Annotated in this window: 13 protein-coding genes and 4 pseudogenes; 11 read left to right on the forward strand and 6 right to left on the reverse strand. The window is 60.7% G+C overall.

Annotation, left to right across the window (positions count from 1 at the left end):
* The 4 genes from P3T21_RS37120 to P3T21_RS37135 all read left to right on the forward strand — a co-directional run.
* Positions 1–230: IS4 family transposase (locus P3T21_RS37120; protein WP_429260838.1), on the forward strand; the 230-nt coding region annotated here is incomplete at its 5' end.
* Positions 231–344: 114 nt separating this feature from the next.
* Positions 345–476, forward strand: coding sequence for a hypothetical protein (locus tag P3T21_RS37125; protein WP_429260839.1), 132 nt, complete (start codon positions 345–347; stop codon positions 474–476).
* A 71-nt stretch (positions 477–547) separates the two neighbouring features.
* The gene (locus P3T21_RS37130; RefSeq protein WP_429260840.1) at positions 548–859 is read left to right on the forward strand and encodes a hypothetical protein; all 312 of its coding nucleotides are present in this window, start codon (positions 548–550) and stop codon (positions 857–859) included.
* A 158-nt stretch (positions 860–1,017) separates the two neighbouring features.
* Entirely contained in the window at positions 1,018–1,521 is a 504-nt protein-coding gene (locus P3T21_RS37135) for an SOS response-associated peptidase family protein (RefSeq protein ID WP_429260841.1), read from the forward strand.
* Between the two features lie 472 nt (positions 1,522–1,993).
* On the opposite strand, the gene P3T21_RS37140 is transcribed toward P3T21_RS37135, so the two are convergent.
* Positions 1,994–2,662, reverse strand: coding sequence for an MlaC/ttg2D family ABC transporter substrate-binding protein (locus tag P3T21_RS37140; RefSeq protein WP_429260850.1), 669 nt, complete (start codon positions 2,660–2,662; stop codon positions 1,994–1,996).
* 349 nt (positions 2,663–3,011) lie between these two features.
* Between P3T21_RS37140 and P3T21_RS37145 the strand changes: the two are divergent.
* A pseudogene (locus P3T21_RS37145) lies at positions 3,012–3,225 on the forward strand (MerR family transcriptional regulator); the annotation flags it as partial.
* Positions 3,226–3,234: 9 nt separating this feature from the next.
* On the opposite strand, the gene P3T21_RS37150 reads toward P3T21_RS37145, so the two are convergent.
* Positions 3,235–4,944, reverse strand: a complete 1,710-nt coding sequence (locus P3T21_RS37150) for a thiamine pyrophosphate-dependent enzyme (protein WP_429260842.1) — start codon at positions 4,942–4,944, stop codon at positions 3,235–3,237.
* Positions 4,945–5,295: 351 nt separating this feature from the next.
* Here P3T21_RS37150 and P3T21_RS37155 point away from each other — a divergent pair.
* Positions 5,296–5,745 (forward strand): annotated as a pseudogene (locus P3T21_RS37155) (Ohr family peroxiredoxin).
* 47 nt (positions 5,746–5,792) lie between these two features.
* On the opposite strand, the gene ltrA reads toward P3T21_RS37155, so the two are convergent.
* Positions 5,793–7,271: a group II intron reverse transcriptase/maturase gene (gene ltrA / locus P3T21_RS37160; protein ID WP_429260843.1), complete on the reverse strand. Its 1,479-nt coding sequence runs from the start codon at positions 7,269–7,271 to the stop codon at positions 5,793–5,795.
* Between the two features lie 306 nt (positions 7,272–7,577).
* Between ltrA and P3T21_RS37165 the strand changes: the two genes are divergently transcribed.
* Positions 7,578–8,639, forward strand: coding sequence for an IS110 family transposase (locus tag P3T21_RS37165; protein WP_429260844.1), 1,062 nt, complete (start codon positions 7,578–7,580; stop codon positions 8,637–8,639).
* 703 nt (positions 8,640–9,342) lie between these two features.
* Here the strand turns inward: P3T21_RS37165 and P3T21_RS37170 are convergent.
* Positions 9,343–9,620 (reverse strand): annotated as a pseudogene (locus P3T21_RS37170) (hypothetical protein); the annotation flags it as partial.
* 275 nt (positions 9,621–9,895) lie between these two features.
* The gene (locus tag P3T21_RS37175; protein WP_429260845.1) at positions 9,896–12,490 is read right to left on the reverse strand and encodes a LuxR C-terminal-related transcriptional regulator; all 2,595 of its coding nucleotides are present in this window, start codon (positions 12,488–12,490) and stop codon (positions 9,896–9,898) included.
* Between the two features lie 595 nt (positions 12,491–13,085).
* Between P3T21_RS37175 and P3T21_RS37180 the strand changes: the two genes are divergently transcribed.
* The 4 genes from P3T21_RS37180 (at position 13,086) to P3T21_RS37195 (ending at position 16,263) form a co-directional block, all read left to right on the forward strand.
* Positions 13,086–13,532, forward strand: coding sequence for an Ohr family peroxiredoxin (locus P3T21_RS37180; protein WP_429260846.1), 447 nt, complete (start codon positions 13,086–13,088; stop codon positions 13,530–13,532).
* Between the two features lie 50 nt (positions 13,533–13,582).
* Entirely contained in the window at positions 13,583–13,855 is a 273-nt protein-coding gene (locus tag P3T21_RS37185; protein ID WP_429260847.1) for a hypothetical protein, read from the forward strand.
* Between the two features lie 105 nt (positions 13,856–13,960).
* Positions 13,961–14,380, forward strand: coding sequence for a VOC family protein (locus P3T21_RS37190; RefSeq protein ID WP_429260848.1), 420 nt, complete (start codon positions 13,961–13,963; stop codon positions 14,378–14,380).
* 608 nt (positions 14,381–14,988) lie between these two features.
* Positions 14,989–16,263 (forward strand): NAD(P)/FAD-dependent oxidoreductase, encoded by a 1,275-nt coding sequence (locus P3T21_RS37195; RefSeq protein WP_429260849.1) that lies wholly within the window; start codon positions 14,989–14,991, stop codon positions 16,261–16,263.
* A 265-nt stretch (positions 16,264–16,528) separates the two neighbouring features.
* Here the strand turns inward: P3T21_RS37195 and P3T21_RS37200 are convergent.
* Positions 16,529–17,029 (reverse strand): annotated as a pseudogene (locus P3T21_RS37200) (tyrosine-type recombinase/integrase); the annotation flags it as partial.
* Positions 17,030–17,334 lie beyond the last annotated feature (305 nt).

The raw sequence follows: 17,334 nt of genomic DNA on the forward strand, positions 1-17,334 counted from the left end.
TATTGCTGCAACCCGTCGAATGGCAGGCGCTGTATTGCCATACGCACCATACCAGGCACCCGCCGAAGAAGACCCCACCCTTGCAGCAAGCGGTGATGTGGATCGCCATGCTCGGGGGCTACCTGAATCGCAAGCATGACCGACCACCGGGCCCGACTGTCATCTGGCGAGGGTTCCTCATATTGCACGAGATCACGAAGATGTATCAGCTCTTCAGGCAAAACGAATAGCATGATCATTCAACTTGTGGGTAATCCAGAGGCCTTCAGGGAGGGGAGGATGTCAAGCTGGAAGAAGCCAAGGTCTGGCTAGACCCGGCGACCACGCTCGAGGAGGCACTGCACGTGGCCAACAACGCCGGCAAGTCCTCCGACGATTTTCACTGGCATAAGGTGACGCCCGAGGTGAACCGCACCGGCAACGACAATCCGGCCTTCAACAACCCGACTGACCCGGATGCGGCGCCCGGGAAATGATCGGGAAAATCCGCGCAACGTGACCGGGCCCGGCCTATGCTGAATCCGAGTCGCGCCCAGCGAGAAAGCACATGGAACAGCCCGAGCACACCGTCGCGCAAACGCTCTCCGATCTGCGCATGCTGCTGCGCGACCAGCCTCCCTGCACGACCGCTGACGTCACCGATGGCGCCGTCGTCTATCTCGATCAGGGCTCCCTGCGGGGCGTATTCCTGTCCGCCGATGAGCCGGACGGACTAGATACCCCGTTTGCCGTCGACGCGTGGTTTGTCGGCCAGGTGCAGGCTAATGTGGATGACTGGTTTCGCGCGCCCCGCTTCACGCACCGTCCCGCGCTGGCGCATTGGGTGCTCGATGCGCCCCCCTTGGAAGCCGCTGACTGAAGCGAACCGTGGACGCAGCCGGCTGCCGCTGGCGCGTGAGCCTACCGTGCAGTTGCTTCTGCCCGGGAGCGTCGCTGGACGGAGAACGAGCTCAGGCGCGTTCGCGTGCAACGAGCGCCTGGGTTCCCATAAAATAGCCAGAACAACCCGAGACCGCCATGTGCACCAACTACCGGCCGACGCGCAGCGACCAATTCGCGAGATTCACAGAATTCCCGGAGCCTCGATTCGAGTATCCCGCGGAGACATACAAGGACTACCTCGCTCCTATCCTGCGCTTAACCGCAGGCGAGCCGAGCACAGATGGTGCAACGTTCGCGATGGTGCCACGCAGGCGCATTCCGCCTGGCGTGAAGGTGTTCGAAACGATGAACGCACGGACCGAGACCGTCGAGGAGAAGCGCAGCTATAGCGGCGCATGGAAGCGACAGCAGCTGTGTCTGATTCCGTGCGAAAGCATATTCGAGCCGAGCTACGAAACGGTAAAACCTGTTCGATGGAGAATCGAAATGGCGTCGCACCGGCCCTTCGCGATCGCGGGTCTGTGGCGCGCATGGGAGGATCCGGATGGCGTCTCTCTTTCATTCACGATGCTCACCCTGAACGCTGACGGCCACCCTCTGATGAAGCGGTTCCATCGACCCGGAGACGAGAAGCGGTAGGTCGTCATCATTCGGCCGGAGGACTATCAAGGGTGGCTTGGGAGCCAGAGCACTGAGGAAGCGCGGTCTTATCTCAAGCTGTATCCCGCCGACGAGATGTTCGCGGAAGCCACACCGAAGCCGCCGCGCGCTAAGCCGACAGACGACGGCCAGTGCGCCCTCCTCACCTAGAACATCCTCCGACACTGAGTCCAATGTAACTGTCACGACACGTGCCGGAGCGAGTTGCGGCCAAGCAACGTCACAGTGACGGTCTCGCTTTCACTCGATTCTCGATGCTGCCGTCGTTTCGCCGTAGGCCGAACCAGGCAATCGGCTGCACGCGACCCGTAGCGGTCCGTCGATCCGTCATCCAGGTAAGGGCGGCAATGGGGTGCACAGCGGCCATTGGCCCTTCTGCTTGAGCGCCGTGATCTGCTAAGCGTCCAGTGCGGCTACGTGATGGTACCCACGTCACCCCTTGAAATCGGGATCACGCGGACGACGACGCAAGTTGCTTGTTGCGGTCGGTGAGAAACTGGATCAGCCCGTCGACGCCGCTTTGCTGGATCTTGTCGCTGAATTGCGTACGGTAGGTCTGGATCAGCCACGCGCCGAGCACGTTCATGTCATAGACGCGCCAACCCTGAGGTGATTTGTACAGCCGGTAGTCGATCTGCACTTGGCCGTTTTTGCCTGACGCGATCGTGCGCACTACCGCGTCGGTGTCGCTCGACTCGGCGGGCGAAGGCGGGTACTCGAATTTCTGATCCGTGTTGACCATCGTGAGCGCGCCGGAATACGTGTGGATAAGCAACTGCTTGAACTGCTCGACCACCTGGTCCTGTTGCTCGGGTGTGGAGGTGCGCCAGAAGCGGCCCACCGCGTACTGCGTGGTGCGACGAAAGTCGACGAATGGAAGGATGTCCCGGTTCACGATATTCATGATGCGCGGGATGTCGTCCGGCGTGAGGGCCTGCTGGCGCACCTCGTCCAAGATTTGCTGCGTGACGGTTCGGATGAGTGTCTGCGGGTCGGTCTGGTCGTTGATTTGAGCGGACCGCGCGTGCTCAGGCGCGCACAGCGACGCGATGCCGGCCGCAATGGCCAGCGATGCGACGAACGCGGAACGGACAATGGTGCTTCGGCAGAAGTGCTTCATTGCAAACCTCGATTCTGAGAAGGGCCCATCAGACCGCCGGAGCGGTGACGGCACGGTTCGCGCGGCGTTTCGCTGCCCACGCGGCGACGCAGGCATACCAGGTGCCTGATGGATTGCGCGGGGCGTCCGGGGGCGGTTCCGCCAACGGATCGACACGGCCCCTTTTATCGTCTTTGACACCCGCTTTTGCTCGCCCGCCTCCATTGCCATCAGCCGGCTGCCGGTCTTCGCGACATCGCGCCACCTGATCGCACTGCTCGACGGCAACGTTCTCGGCGTGAACACGCGATTCCCGTTGACTCTAACGTAAGGTTTTAGTCTCCATTGTGCGCACTAAACGGAGGCTTGCATGTTGTTGAAAGTGAGAGAGCTGGCAAGACGCAGCGGACTCACGGTCCGCACGCTGCACTACTGCGACGCAATCGGCTTGCTCACGCCTTCGGCGCGCGCCGACAAGACTGTACGACCGCCAGGATGTGGCCCGACTCCACAGGGTCCAGGCGCTGCGTCGTTTCGGGCTCGCGCTTGCCGATTACGGCGCGCTTCCTGCCGCCCCGCTTACCCGGCAAGTCCTATAAATTTTCGCGGATCATGGCGAACACATCGGCGGACTGCCCCTGCAACATGGCTTTCGCTGAATACAGGACCATTCCGTACGCAGAGCCCCATTCGATCTTCGGCGGCATCACGAGCGTCATCGTATCGACCTTGACGTTCAGAAGTGCGGGGCCGGGCTCATTCAACCATGCGATGACTGCATCTTCGAGCTCATCGGATTTCGACACCGTGCGCCCCCATAATCCGATCACCTCGGCGACCTTACCGAAGTCCGGGTTTTGCAGGCCCGTATAGAGTGGGAGCATGCCTTCGGACTTCTGCTCGATGTCGATAAATCCAAGCTTGCCGTTGTCGAACACCACCACCTTGATCGGCAGCTTCTCCTGCACGACCGTCATGAGCTCACCGAACAGCATGGCTAGACCACCATCGCCGGACATGGCGATCACCTGACGTCCAGGCTGGCACTTCTGCAGCCCCAATGACATTGGTAGGGCCGCCGCCATCGTGCCGTGGAGCAGACTCGAAAACACGCGGCGTTTTCCGTTCGTCTCGATGTGCCGATAAAGCCAGACAGTAGGTGTCCCATCGTCGGCGCAGAAGAGTGCATCGCTCGCTGCGTGCCGGTTGATGAGCTCGGTCAGGTAGATGGGAGGAATTGTCCCGCGGTCCGACGCAACCGCCTTGGACAGGTGGGATTCCAGCGCAGCGGCATGCCGTTGGACGAGCTTGTCGCGGAACTCGGTAGACGTGCGCGGTTTAAGGCGCGGCAGCAACGCCTCCATCGTGGCCTTGATATCTCCCACCAGCCCTAGCGTGACCGGATGCCGGCGGCCGAGATGGTCGGGTGCCATGTCGATCTGAACGATCTTGGCCTTCTCCGGGTAGAACTGCCGCCAGGCAAAGTCGGCGCCAAGCATCAACAAGGTCTCGCATTCGGATACCGCCAGATAGCCCGCTTCGCCGCCGATAATGCCGGTCATGCCGACGTTGTACGGGTTGTCGTGCTCAAGCACGTCCTTTGCGCGGGACGTGTGTGCAATGGGCGCCTTGAGGCACTCGGCTACTGCAAGGATCTCGGCGTGGGCGCCACGACATCCCGAGCCCCCATAGATCGCAATCTTGTCGCCTGAATTGAGGATTTCGGCGACACGGTCGAGGTCTGTGTCACTCGGCCGGACAATGGGCACATTTGTGTGGACCGAATACGGGACGTCATCGCTCGCATTGGCATGGGCAATGTCAACCGGAACGATCAGCACGGCCACGCCACCCTTTGCAATGGCGGTCTGGCAGGCAATCACCGTTTTACGTCGTGCCTGCTCCGGCGTAATGATCATGTCGCAGAACACGCTGCACGATCCGTAGATCGCCTTGAAGTCGACCTCTTGCGGAAAGTTAAAGCCGATTTCCTCGCTCGCCACCTGGGTTGCGATCAGGATAACCGGAGCCCGATTACGGTTGGCGTCCACCAGACCGTTAATGAAGTGAAGGCTGCCAGGCCCGCAACTTCCGGCAACGGCCGTCAGGTTGCCGGTCAACATGGCTTCGCCTTCGGCGGCAAACGCTCCCGCCTCCTCATGGCGTACATGGACCCACTCGATGTCGCTCTCGTTAAGGTGGTGAGCGATGAGATTCAGCGTGTCGCCCACGATCCCGTAGCAGCGCTTTACGCCCGCTTGTTCGAGAACTTCGACGATGATTTCTGCAACTTTCTTGCTCATGTACGTCTCCGAAACGCGAGGTGATAGGGAGAGAAAACGCTCTAGGGATGGATACGAGCAGCTTTGGTCGTCACGCCCGGGGGCCGTTACCTGCACTGCGCCTGCGTTCGGCTTGATCGAACGTGAGCGCCGCGCATTTCAGCGCGCGACGATGCCATTGTCCGGCTGCCCGTATGCATCGGCACGAACGGTCCCGCCGTGTGTCGGCCGCGCAATGCGCGGGCAACGGCGTGCCAACAGGCTGGAGCATTGAACGCCCACCGAGCTGGGGTTTGCTTCAGACTCCTACGTTGCCCCCATCATAGTGAGTAGGGGGAAGGACCGCTATTACATAAAGCTGGAATCCGCCCCGTGTACGCCGGCGACTCTGGCTTTGGGTATGCTCATGCACACGTGACCGGCGGGCGCGACGAACGTGCGACGGTTCCCGAGAGCAACCTTGATCCCAAGCTGACCCTGCCGAGGGAACTCGGCGGTGGAGGCGGCGACGGCACGAACCCCGAACAACTATTCGCCGCGGGATAGAGCGCGTGCTTCATCGGCGCGCTGAAGTACGTCAGCGCGCGCGAAAAGATCGCGTTGCCGAAGGAAGTCGCCATCGACGGCACCTTCGGGATCGGACAGATCCCCAATGGCTTCGGCATCGAAGTCGAACTGAAAATCTCGATGCCGGGCATGGACAGCGCAGAGGCGCAAGAACGGCCGGTTCGAAGGCCGTGGCAGACCATCAAAATGCATGCTCAACGTGGTGACGAATGGCCGCAACTGGTCGAGGATTGCGGTAGGGATGCCCATTACTGAGCACCCCCCCCACAGATCCCGGCGTGCCCAATTCGGGCACCGGGCTCCTACCTCGCGTGTTTGACGGCGAAGCGCCGATCAGGCCACGGATGAAGGATTCGAGGGGGCGGAAGCCAGGCATTGGCGATTCGTCTCATTCGCTCCCACGTCATGGCGTCCTTCTGACTGCGCCGCCGGAGCGTGCGCCGCCCTAGATCGGTGACGTGATGTCGGAATGCGACGAGTGCCCGCGAGTTGGTAGGCACAGCGTGATACGCGAAGTATCCGCGAACCACCTGCCTGAGCCATTGCCCTTGCACTGGAATCGGTTCGTGCATGCGCTTCCGTAGCGCCTCCTTGATCTGCCTGAGTCTCGCCCGCATGCGATCCCCTCGGGTCTTCCGCTGTAACTGGAAAGCCCCGCGACGAGACCTGCCGCAGATAAAGATGAAACCCAGAAAGGTGAAGGTCTCCGGTCGGCCAAGACCCCGGCTCTGGCGGTTGACCGCTGCATAGCGGCCGAACTCCAGCAGCCTCGTCTTGTCCGGATGTAGCTCAAGCGAGAACTCTTCCAGCCTCGATCGCATCGCGTCCCAGAAGCGCCGCGCGTCGGCTTCGTGCTCGAAGCCGACAACGATATCATCCGCATACCGCAGGATGATCACGTTGCCTCTTGCTTCCCGCCGTCGCCACCGGTTGGCCCAGAGATCGGAGACGTAGTGCAGGTACACGTTCGCGAACAGCGGTGAAGCCACTGATCCCTGTGGTGTACCGGTCTCACTGACGCTCAGCTCTCCGTCTTCCAGAACACCCGCCCTGAGCCACTTGCGCACAAGGCGGATGATGCGCTGGTCGCCGATCCGGTGCTCAATGAAACGGACTAGCCAACTCTGGCTAACCGAGTCGAAGAAGCTCCGAAGATCCGCGTCCAGAATCCAGTTCACCGGGGTGTGGGTGATGGCCGTCGCCAACGCATCCAGCGCATCATGTTGACTACGCCCGGGCCGAAACCCGTACGAGAAACCAAGAAAGTCTTCCTCGTATATCGCGTTCAGCACTTCCACCACCGCACGCTGGACGATCTTGTCTTCCAGCGCGGCAATCCCTAGCGGGCGCTGTTTGCCGTCCGACTTCGGTATGTACTGTCGCCGAACCGGCAGTGCCCGGTACGCTCCGCTCTGTACCTGCGCGAACAGGCGCTGGAGATTCTCTTCCAGTCCTGCCTCGTAGTACCGCCACGTCAGGCCATCCACTCCGGGAGCCGCATTGCGCTTGAGCGCAAAGAATGCCATCCGAAGTCGGTCGACCGTGACGTGGTGTAGAAGCGCGGTGAACCGCTCCTTCTTCCGCTGTCTTGCAGCTTGCCGTACACGTTCCAGCCCCTGTGGCACGCTTGCCCGGTTCTGCGCCCGGTGCGTGTGTGGCTGACCCGTGTTCCCCTTGGTCCCCGCCCTTGGCTCCACCCACTCCGCAGCTGGTTCCCCAGCCTTGTTCGCAGGCTTCATCGCTACTATGGCGGAGTCTGACTTCTCCCGTCCGTTCATCATCGGCTACGGCTCCTCGCCTTCCCGATGCGGGCCTGTCCATCCTGGGACAGGCCAGACTGGAGATCTCCCGGTTCCCGGACAAGGAGCGTGCGCACATGCCAGGTTCTACGACCACGCCGGGTCATCCGGGCGCTCGCGATTGCGCGCTCAGACGTTTTGCCTTCCGCTACACAGACAGCGTCGGCACCCGGAATCAGTTTTCTATCGTGGCTCAATGAATTAGTAAGGACCTCCCCGATCCCAGCATGGGAACCGTTCGGTGCCATCATGGCTGGTGCTACACAACCTTCCGGGAAGGAGGAAGTCATGGAAAGGATTATTCGTGTCGGCGTCGATCTGGCGAAGAACGTCATGCAAATTCATGCAGTCGACGGCACGGAGCACGTCGTGGTCCGCAAAGCCGTTCGCCGCGTGCACTTCCTCAACTGGTTCGCCAATCTGCAACCTTGCCTCGTCGCCATGGAAGCGTGCAGCGCCGCGCATTACTGGGCCCGCAGACTGCGCGCACTCGGACATCAGGTACGGCTCATTCCACCGCAATTTGTCGCGCCATACCGCAAAGGCGGCGCCCAGGTGAAGAACGATGTGCAGGATGCCGAAGCTGTCTGTGAGGCCGCCGGCCGCCCTAATATGCGCTTCGTGCCGGTAAAGTCACCGGCTCAGCAGAGCGTGCTCGTGCTACACCGCATGCGCACCGGATTCGTCGAGGAGCGTACCGCACTCGTGAACCGGTTGCGAGGGCTGCTAGGCGAGTTCGGCGTCTTCCTGCCTCAAGGCATCCACCAGTTGCGCAAACACCTCGTTGAGCACATTGAGGACGGCGGAAACGAACTCAACGGTCCGGCCCGTCAAGCTCTCATGCGTGGCTGGGCCCAATGCCAGGCGCTGGACGACGAGATTGTGTGGCTGGATCGACAGATCGGCGACCACGCCAACCACGACTCGCAGGCCCAGCGTTGCATGGAGCTGTGCGGGGTCGGGCTGCTCACGGCATCGGCCGCCGTGGCCACTATCGTTGACGCAACACAGTTCAGAAACGGCAGGCAAATGGCCGCGTGGCTCGGCATCGTGCCCAAGCAAAACAGCAGCGGCGGAAAGCAGCGGCTCGGGCGCATCACCAGACAGGGTAACGACTATCTGCGCACGCTACTGTTTCAGGGCGCGCGCTCCGCGGTCCTCACCGCGCCCCGACGCAACGACCGGCTCTCCCGCTGGATCGTTCAGTTGCAGGCTCGCGTGGGATACTACCGAACCCTCGTTGCCGTAGCCAACAAGCACGCCCGCATCCTGTGGGCGGTGCTCGCCAAGGGCGAACGTTTCGATCCATCCCACGCGCCCGCCCGTCATAGCGGGGCGGCGGGCGCGTAAGCCCCGAACCCCGAAACGTCATGTCCACGGTAAATTCACTCCCACCTCGAGGACCCAACAAGGCAAGATAGCGACAGGTCAGACCGGCAGCAGGCGAACTCGAAGGCCAGCGAGGCGATGCGCTCAGCGCAAATGCCGCTCAATGAATGGAGTCCCGCTGCGCGGTTACTATCCGGGCCCGGGCGCAGCAACGCTAGCGCGCCCAGCAAGGCCGTTTATAGGCATGCAGTCTGTCCCGCCGCCGTTCTGCCATCCAAGTCCCGACCCACGACAAAGGAGCTTGTTCGATCACCGATAAACCAACCTTGCTAAATCGGGGAGGTCCTTATAGGCTGGCCTGCACGTACCCCTGCCGACGCTTCGCCGACATCCTCGCGGATGCCTGCGCACGGCTCGGGGCCGATGTGGTTCGCTATTCCCTCATCGCAGTGGACTTGCACCACTTACTCCTTGCCGGTCTCCCGGCGCACCCGTGTGAAAACGCAAAACTACTCGGTTTTCGGGTGTCGCTTTACCCTTCCCGAGGTGCTGCCAAGCCGATATGGCGCGATCTGAAGGGTCGATTTTTCAGAGCGCCGCATTCGGCATGCGTTTTCACACAGCCTCGGCCCTCTCCGGCCGTTGGAGCTCTCAAGAGGTGACTGGCGGCTTCCAAGTTTCATCGGACGTCCATGTCTCGCAATGGTCATGTCGTAGGATTGATCGACAGGATGTCGACCACGCCTTCAAGCACGACGACGAGGTCTTCAACCTGATCCCGCTGCCTCCGCTGGATCACGTCCAGTTCGTCGCTTGCGCATTTGTGGATAGCGCCTACGCGTCGCACAAACATCTCGGCGAGATCGTCGCGGGCGCACACGCATAGTTGAGCAGTGCCACGATCAGCGTGTAGCGCTTCTCGGGGAAGGTGTCCTTCTTCAGGGAGGACGCACCAAGTGCCATCGCATGGGTGGCCAGCGAGCGCAATTTCGATGCCGGAATGGCCCGTCTTCAGCGAAGTATCTGCAATCTACCCGCGAACGCGAAGGATGTCATGCGGTCTGCCGGCACAGAAGCTTCGACGTGTTGGAACAGCGGAGGAGGCAAGAGGCATCACGGTGAGACGAATGGGCGATCGAGATGGGTCCACATCGAAAACATTCCCTTTCGCCGATGATGGCTTCTCTGCCAACCGAGGAAACCGGGAAATGCAGAACGCTCCTCCTCAACACTGGTAAGCGAAGCGGCGTCGAGGCTGGTTTCTGCGTTTGTTCCGGTCACTGGGATGTGAACAAACCAAAGGCGCGAGCCTTGGCTAGCGCAGCTGATCGGTTACGTACGCTGATCTTGCTGTAGAGGTTGTTCAGATGCCACTTGACGGTCGGAACCGTCAAGCACAATCGGTCGGCAATCTGTTGATTGCTCAGACCGTCATTTATCATGTGCAGCAGCTGCGTCTCTCGAGCCGTTAGCGCAGGTAACAACACTTCGCGGTTGGTCTTGGCTGGCGCATCGACGGGTTCTTTGTGAATGGCATCCTCTGCGATACCGACGAGCGTCCGAATCCGTTCAAGGAAGCTGATTTCCAGGGGACGCACAAATCCGAGTTCGCGTGGCCCTGCGGTGCGCAAGATTTTGTTCAAAACGGTTCCGTATATTAAGAAAGGTTGCATCAACTGCCCTGGGGTTGCCAGCAAAACGGCCATCGATAAACTTCGCAGTGCCTTAGCTGAATGTCCTAGCTTCGTATGCGCATCCATCGCCGCTAGCAAGAGTCCGATGCGGTCGCTTTGACGGCCTTGCTTCTGCGCGGCCTTTGAAGCCACGTCGATCTCGACTAGAGCATGGTCGCACATTCCGCGGCTGATCATGAGTTCGACTCGGGCCAGCAGCCAGTCGCCACGTTCACGCATGGAGACGTCTGGGGCACCCGTCATGCTGTGGCTCAGGCCGCAGGTTTCCGCCAGATCAGACGATTCCAGGATGCGCCCCTCGCGTAATTGTTGGCGGACTCGTTGTGCGCAGAGCAGCATCCTAACCCTCGGCGGATAGCTTCGAGCGATTCGATCAAGAGTGGCATCGCAGTTAAAATCGTCGCGCACGTCATGCGACAAGCTTACACAGGCCCCTAGACCAAGTTCCGCAGAGGCAACGACTCCGTGGTGATTCGCCCGTGCTAGACCCCGGCGGGCAGGCACGCGGGCGTCCGCAAACCGGGCAAGATCGACCAAGGCGCGTGCGTGTACGAAATCGATGGTCGCAACGACGCCAGCGTCCGATCCAATCCTTTCAGCCACGCTCGAACGCGTCTCGGTCAGAAGTCGGTCTGCCACGTCAGGCCGCGCTCGCGCAAGCTCAATCATTGACCGCAGGATCGCCACCCAGCCATGAACGAACGCACTTTGGGAACGCGAAATCGCGCCTTCAGCATAGTCGAGATGCTGTTGAGCTTCGGTAAGGTCACCACTGTCGATCTCAGCCATCGCTGCTATTGCTGCGACCGTTCCCGCACGCAATGGGTCGTTCGGATGTTTCCCACCAAGCCAGCTCAGCGCCTCAGCGCGCGCGACGTCAAGTGTGTCGAGATATACGCCCAGCACGCTTCTTAGGAAGGAAAGATCAGCGCCGCATTCGCGTTCATCGGGATCACCGGCTGGCTCGTGCCGCAAACGTTGATCAAACACTTCCAGCGCGTCGCGTGCGCGTTCATATTGCATCGTATGGCACAAGGCCCACACATACCAACCTTGAGCCTCCAGAGGAAGGTGTCCGCCCGCGGCAAGCAGGCGGTTCACCCATTGAACGAAGAGTGTCATCTGCCCAAATTCAGCCGTCGCCTCTCGCGCCACGCGGCCTATCATGTCCTGCGCTAGCTCAACATCTGGCGCGTCGAGCGCGCTGACGATCGCATGCACGTAATCGGCACGACTCGCATGCCATTGCGCAACGCGCTGCAGGACAAGTTTGCGACGAACGGGGTCCAGCCGCGCTTTGCCTTCGTTCACGAGGTACTCTCGCAGCAATGTATGAAAGCGGAACCAGCGGCGACCGCGATCCACCGGAAAAATTAGCAAATTTCGGCGCAACAGTTCGTCGAGCCATGAATGCGCCTGAGTGCAACCGGTCACATGTTTGGCGAGTTCCGCACTGAACTCCTGCACCAATGCCGTCTCCATCAAAAACTGCACACGGGCAGGCTCCAATCCAGCCAGTACCCGATGCGTGAGCACGCGCGCGATATCTTGCTGGTCACCCCCGAATCGTTCCAAAACATTGGACGGCAGGCCCGTTTGCGCACGAGCCTGATCGCTGCCGTGCTCAGCAGACATCAAGACTTGAAGCAGGCGTACTGCCGCAGGCCATCCTTCGGTGTGGGTTTGGATCTGACCTAAGGCTTCCGCGTCAAGCGACGCGAAGCCGGCCGATCGAAGCAATTGCCGCGTTGCCGCGAGATCAAATGAAAGATGCTCTGTGGTTAGTTCGAGAACATTCAATTCAAGCTTGACCCTCACGAGGTCAATCGGCACTTCACGGTTGCTGGAGATTATCAGTCGCAAATCGGGGCCGCTGTCGAACACCAGGCGTTCCAACAGCACAGGTAACCTTGAGTCATCGCATGACCCCACGTTGTCGACGAAAAGGACTGTCTTGCCGGGCAACCTGTGAACGAGTCCAAGCACGAGGTCCATCATCTCGCCTGAATCCGCAAGCGCGGTGGCGTCAAGCTCGTCATTGTCGAAAGCGATATCGCGCGCTATCGTGCGCCGCAACAAGGCGAGCAAAGAGAGCACATCCCGGTCGCGATCATCGAGGGAAATCCAGAGACAGCGGTTTCCATGTGCAAGCAAACGCCGATAAACCCGGCTAAGCAAGACCGTCTTGCCGTAACCGGAGGGTGCGCAAACGCAAGTTAACTTAGGCTGGTCGGCCCCTTGTAGCAAAGAATTCGCGCGCGTTGAAACGCATTCGAACCCGAAGCTTGGGGGCGCCAGGCGACCTCTCGACCAATCACGCCTGATTGGGTTTTCGGAAGGGGCTGAAAGCGGAGGTGGGACGTCCATGTCGTCCGACAAAACCGGGATTCGGTGGGGCTGATGCTCCTGTGCGGCGATTGGTGTCGTTAGTGAAGCGGTCTCTTTCATTCAAGGCTCGGGCGCGGGCCGACGCGTGGCAACCTGTCACCAAGAAACTTCTTGCTGACTGCGCGTTCTGTCTGCCGGCCGATTCTTTCAGATATCGCTGTAAGACACATTTTGATTGTGAGCGTTTGTCGGCAATTTCGATGCCAAGGGTTTTCCCTAGTCATGCCCCCAACTTTCGGATGGGGTTTTAGCGCTCATGAGCGACGAAAGTACAGCTGTCCACCGTCTAAATCCCAGTCGCCGCGAGGTTACGTGATTGAGAGTTCTGACAGGACGAAAACCAGTCAGTACCGCCCAACACCTGTTATCCATCAAGGAATCCGTCATGACCACGATCGAAAAAGTCATCTTCTCGGGCAACACCCACACCACGGTCAACCGCGACCCCAGCGCCCAGCGTGGCGACCACGGCGTCGTCGACATCAAGCTGTCCGCGCCCGGCGGTGAAAACCACGAGTTCATCGCCGCCGAGCCGCACCCGACCGCGGAACAGCTGTTCGCGGGCGCCTGGTCCGCCTGTTACATCACGGCACTCGGGATCGCGGCCTCGCTGAAGAAGGCCACGCTGCCGCCCGACTTTTCCGTGGGTATCCAGGTTGATGTGGGCCAGACCGGTCCCGGCTGGTTCCTCGGCGCCCAGTTCACCGTCCGCATGCCGGGCCTGGCGCAGGACGTCGCCGAGGCAATCGCGCGCTCGGCTCATCAAATCTGCCCGTACTCGAAGGCTGTGCACGGAAACATCGACGTCGCCCTGACCATCATTACGGCGTGATCCGGCAAGTCACGCGCCTCTAACTGAACCTCTTTTAGCGAAATTCCATCATGAAGACCAAACTCGTCGCTGCACTGCTCGTCGCACTTTCAGCTTCCGCCGCCGCTCCCGCGTTCGCCAGCGGCTATGGTCCGGCCCCCTCCTACAGGCCCTCGGTTGGCGCACCGGCATCGCAACGCGGTCTGAGCGCGCAAACCCTCGCTGCCGGGCGCGACGTTGCTGCCGGCTCGCAGGAGGCGTATGGCGGTGTCATCTCCGGCCACTCCGAATCGGCGAGCCATGCTGCCGTGATGCCGCGCGACGACCTCTACGCACGTCACTAGATCGCGCATCCCCCGTCGCTGGGCCGTTGCGCATCATGGCTGTTGATGCGCGTCGGTGCCAGCATCGGGTGAGTCATGGTTTTTTTACCAGGGAAGAAGCAGGCAGTGTTCAGTCATGTAGTGGTCGGCACCAACGACCTGGAAAAAGCAAAGCGGTTCTACGATGCTGTACTGGGCGCGCTCGGCCATGATGAAAGTTTTGATGACGACGGTCAGTGTCGGCGCTATGTCTATCGCGCTGACAGTTCGACGACGAGGATTTTGCCGCCCTGCTTTGAATGCGTCAGATTGCCACCCGCAGCCACAACTCGGCCTCAGGTCTCGATCTGCTGCACGCGATACGCGCAGAACGTGTTGCCTCAGAGCGTGGACGCGGACACCGGCACGACCGGGGTTGCCAATGGCGGCAAGTCGGTCGAGGACCCACCCGGCGTGCGTGGCGCCCAGGCTGGCGGGCTGTATCTCGCCTATCTGCGCGATCCGGATGGCAACAAGCTCTGCGCCCTGCATCGCATGCCGGCCTGACGCGAGCGACGGCGCCGACAACGCTCTCGACCGGCCGTGGCCATGGCGGCATCCAGGCGGCGCTGTTTCGTTCAGCGACGTACAAGCGGACTGCATGACGTGAGTGATCCCAATGCGTGTGCCGATAGGTGCGCGCGGGACGAGTTGCACTACGACGAGGTCAAAGAGCAGTTCTGCCCGCGAATCCAGACTGGCCGGTAACAGGCGTCTCGAGTCTGTTTCGTGAGGCAGCAAGCGGCCCATTAGCTACCGCGAGTCGCCTGACCGGTTCATGAATTTCTCGTAGAGCGCCTCCCCACCGCGCCACCGTACTTCGTTCCGCCATGTCATCCGGAACAAACGCTGTTGCGTCAGGGTGTAGCCATAACCGTAGAACAGCCTGTAGCCAAATTCGTGGTTTCAGGCGTCGGTGGTAACGGTGGGTGGACCTTACGCGATCAGCGCGTCGCGGGCCATCGGCTCTCCTTCGAATTTCGCACTGTATCGGCTGGAACGAAGCGAATCGCAACGGGAGTAATATGGTCTGCGGCGGGCGACGCTTCACCAGGCAGTGGTGACGCTGGCGTGGAACACTCGCTCACCAACACACTCCCAATCCGGAGGAGGCAATGGGCGAGCGCTCAGCAAGCACGACGCCTCCACTCGTGCGAATCATTGGCACAGTTGGTTCCGCTGTGGCGTACACAATTCGCGATTTTTTGCATCGCAGCGATGTGCCGTTCGAATGGCTGCAACTTACGACCGACCAACAGGCGCGTTCGCAAGCAGGTGTGGAACACCTTCGCGATTCGCGTCTGCCGATATGCGTATTCACGGATGGTACGCGCCTTGAGTGCCCAACCGTTCTCCAGATCATTGAGAAGCTCGGCTGGTTCCTTACTCCGTCGCGGTCGGTGTATGACGTTGCCATCTATGGGGCGGGTCCGGCTGGTTTGAGCGCCGCCGTCTACGCCGCATCTGATGGACTCAAGACAGTCTTGGTCGAGCGATCCGCCATCGGTGGACAAGCCGGAAGCAGTTCCAGGATTGAGAACTATCTTGGATTTCCGGAAGGAATCGGCGGTGCGGACCTTGCCGAGCGAGCACGGCAGCAGGCGTGCCGTTTCGGAGTCGAGATTCTACTGGCTCGCGAAGGGGTCCGTGGCGAACAGCAGCCGGGGAAACAAGTGGGCTACCTTGCCGACGGCACCAAGATTGTCTCCCGCGCAATCGTTTGTGCAACCGGTGTCGAATACAGACGACTCGGTATGCCGAATGAAGATAAGTTTTTGGGCGCCGGTTTGTATTATGGCGCCGGCGCGAGTGAGGCTGCGCTCACCGAGCATGAGCATGTGTACGTGATTGGCGGTGGAAACTCAGCGGGACAGGCGGTCATGCACTTTGCTCCCTTTGCTAGGCGCATCAGTATTGTCGTCCGTGGCGATTCGTTGGAGGAGACCCTCTCGCAATACCTGGTCGATCGTATTCGTGCCTCTCGCAATGTCGAGGTGCTCGCGCGGACCGAAGTGACGGGACTGGATGGTGACGAGTCTCGACTGCACGGAATCACTCTCACTGACTGCAACACTGGCAAGAAGCGTAAGGTCGACACTCACTGGCTGTTCGTCTGTATTGGGGGGTTGCCATACACTGATTGGGCCCCGGAAATGGGTGTGGAGCGTGACGAGCAGGGCTATCTGGTCACCGGTTCCGACCTGCTTCGTGGTGGGCGACGGCCAGCCAACTGGCCCCTGGATCGTGACCCGTATTACCTGGAAACCAACATTCCCGGTCTGTTCGCGGTAGGCGATGTTCGCCATGGTGCGGTGAAACGCTGCGCGTCGGCAGTAGGCGAGGGCGCAATGGTGGTAGCGTTCGTGCATCAATTTCTTGCAGAGGGCTGAGCGCAGCGCCTCCGAGCGCCCGCGGTGACGTACGAACACACCGCTGCCCCACAAAAACTCGCCGTCGCGAGGACAGGACGGAGCTTGCGGCTGACGTCGAGCTTCTCGACGAGCCGTATGCGAAGGAAAGCTCACCCGGGCGTTGTCAACTTGACGCCAATGAACTCAGGCTGGCACAAGGCGTTAGCCATCCAGATGGCCGCAGATGGATTCCGGGTGTTGCCGGTGAAAAGACGCCATGCTCGAATCGCGAATCGCGAATCGCGCGGCGGCCTTTGCCCTGCTCGATGCGCAGCGTCATGCGCTGGCTGTCGATGTCGCCGACCTTCAGCGCAACCACTTCACTGGCACGCAGGCCGGCACCGTAAGCGACTGACAGCGCGGTCTGGTGCTTGAGATTGCCGGCGGCAGCGATCAGACGCCCCACTTCGTCCGGGCTGAGCACGACCGGGAGCGTGCGGGGCACGCGCACCGGCTGCATCCGCGCCATCAGCCCGGGCTGGTTGAGCGTGATCTCGAAGAAGAACTTCAGTCCGGTGATCGCCGCATTGAGCGACGTCGGTGACACGCCGTGATCGACCAGATGCGGCTGGTAGCGTCGCAGGTCCTCGACGGTGGCGGTATCGGGCGCTCGCCCGAGGAACGCCGCCAACTGCCGGACCACGCGCAGATAACCGGACTGGGTTCCGGGTGTGAGCTTGCGCATGCGCATGTCGTCGATCATGCGCTGGCGCAGCGGGCTGATAGCCTGGAGGGTATGAGTCATGACTCTGCTCCCGTTGAATGACGAGGCGGATTGCCTCGCCCTTCACATGAAAACAGAGTGGGCTTCCTCTCCCGGACCACTAACGTTGAGCCGTAGCCCCATTACCGCGCGAGCGGTTTCGTCCGCTGGCCGATCCCGGTCCCACGTCGAACTTCCGTAACCGACCCACAGCGGCCGACCGTATCAGGGTGCCTTAAGTGTCAGCTTTTGAGGTACATCGGCCATAAAGATGACGCAGCGGCCCTCTTTACATGATGCCGGTTGCGGTTTTCCAGTTGCTCATGACAAGCCTTGCGCTGTCATGG

It is taken from the genome of Paraburkholderia sp. GAS334 (genome assembly GCF_050436625.1).
GTDB lineage: Bacteria > Pseudomonadota > Gammaproteobacteria > Burkholderiales > Burkholderiaceae > Paraburkholderia.

What these genes read in the sequence shown, in the direction of transcription:
- P3T21_RS37195 (WP_429260849.1), top strand. Translation starts at nt 14,989, where the DNA reads ATGGGCGAGCGCTCAGCAAGCACGACGCCTCCACTCGTGCGAATCATT.
- P3T21_RS37165 (WP_429260844.1), top strand. Translation starts at nt 7,578, where the DNA reads ATGGAAAGGATTATTCGTGTCGGCGTCGATCTGGCGAAGAACGTCATG.
- ltrA (WP_429260843.1), bottom strand. Translation starts at nt 7,271, where the DNA reads ATGATGAACGGACGGGAGAAGTCAGACTCCGCCATAGTAGCGATGAAG.
- P3T21_RS37130 (WP_429260840.1), top strand. Translation starts at nt 548, where the DNA reads ATGGAACAGCCCGAGCACACCGTCGCGCAAACGCTCTCCGATCTGCGC.
- P3T21_RS37135 (WP_429260841.1), top strand. Translation starts at nt 1,018, where the DNA reads ATGTGCACCAACTACCGGCCGACGCGCAGCGACCAATTCGCGAGATTC.
- P3T21_RS37140 (WP_429260850.1), bottom strand. Translation starts at nt 2,662, where the DNA reads ATGAAGCACTTCTGCCGAAGCACCATTGTCCGTTCCGCGTTCGTCGCA.
- P3T21_RS37185 (WP_429260847.1), top strand. Translation starts at nt 13,583, where the DNA reads ATGAAGACCAAACTCGTCGCTGCACTGCTCGTCGCACTTTCAGCTTCC.
- P3T21_RS37180 (WP_429260846.1), top strand. Translation starts at nt 13,086, where the DNA reads ATGACCACGATCGAAAAAGTCATCTTCTCGGGCAACACCCACACCACG.
- P3T21_RS37150 (WP_429260842.1), bottom strand. Translation starts at nt 4,944, where the DNA reads ATGAGCAAGAAAGTTGCAGAAATCATCGTCGAAGTTCTCGAACAAGCG.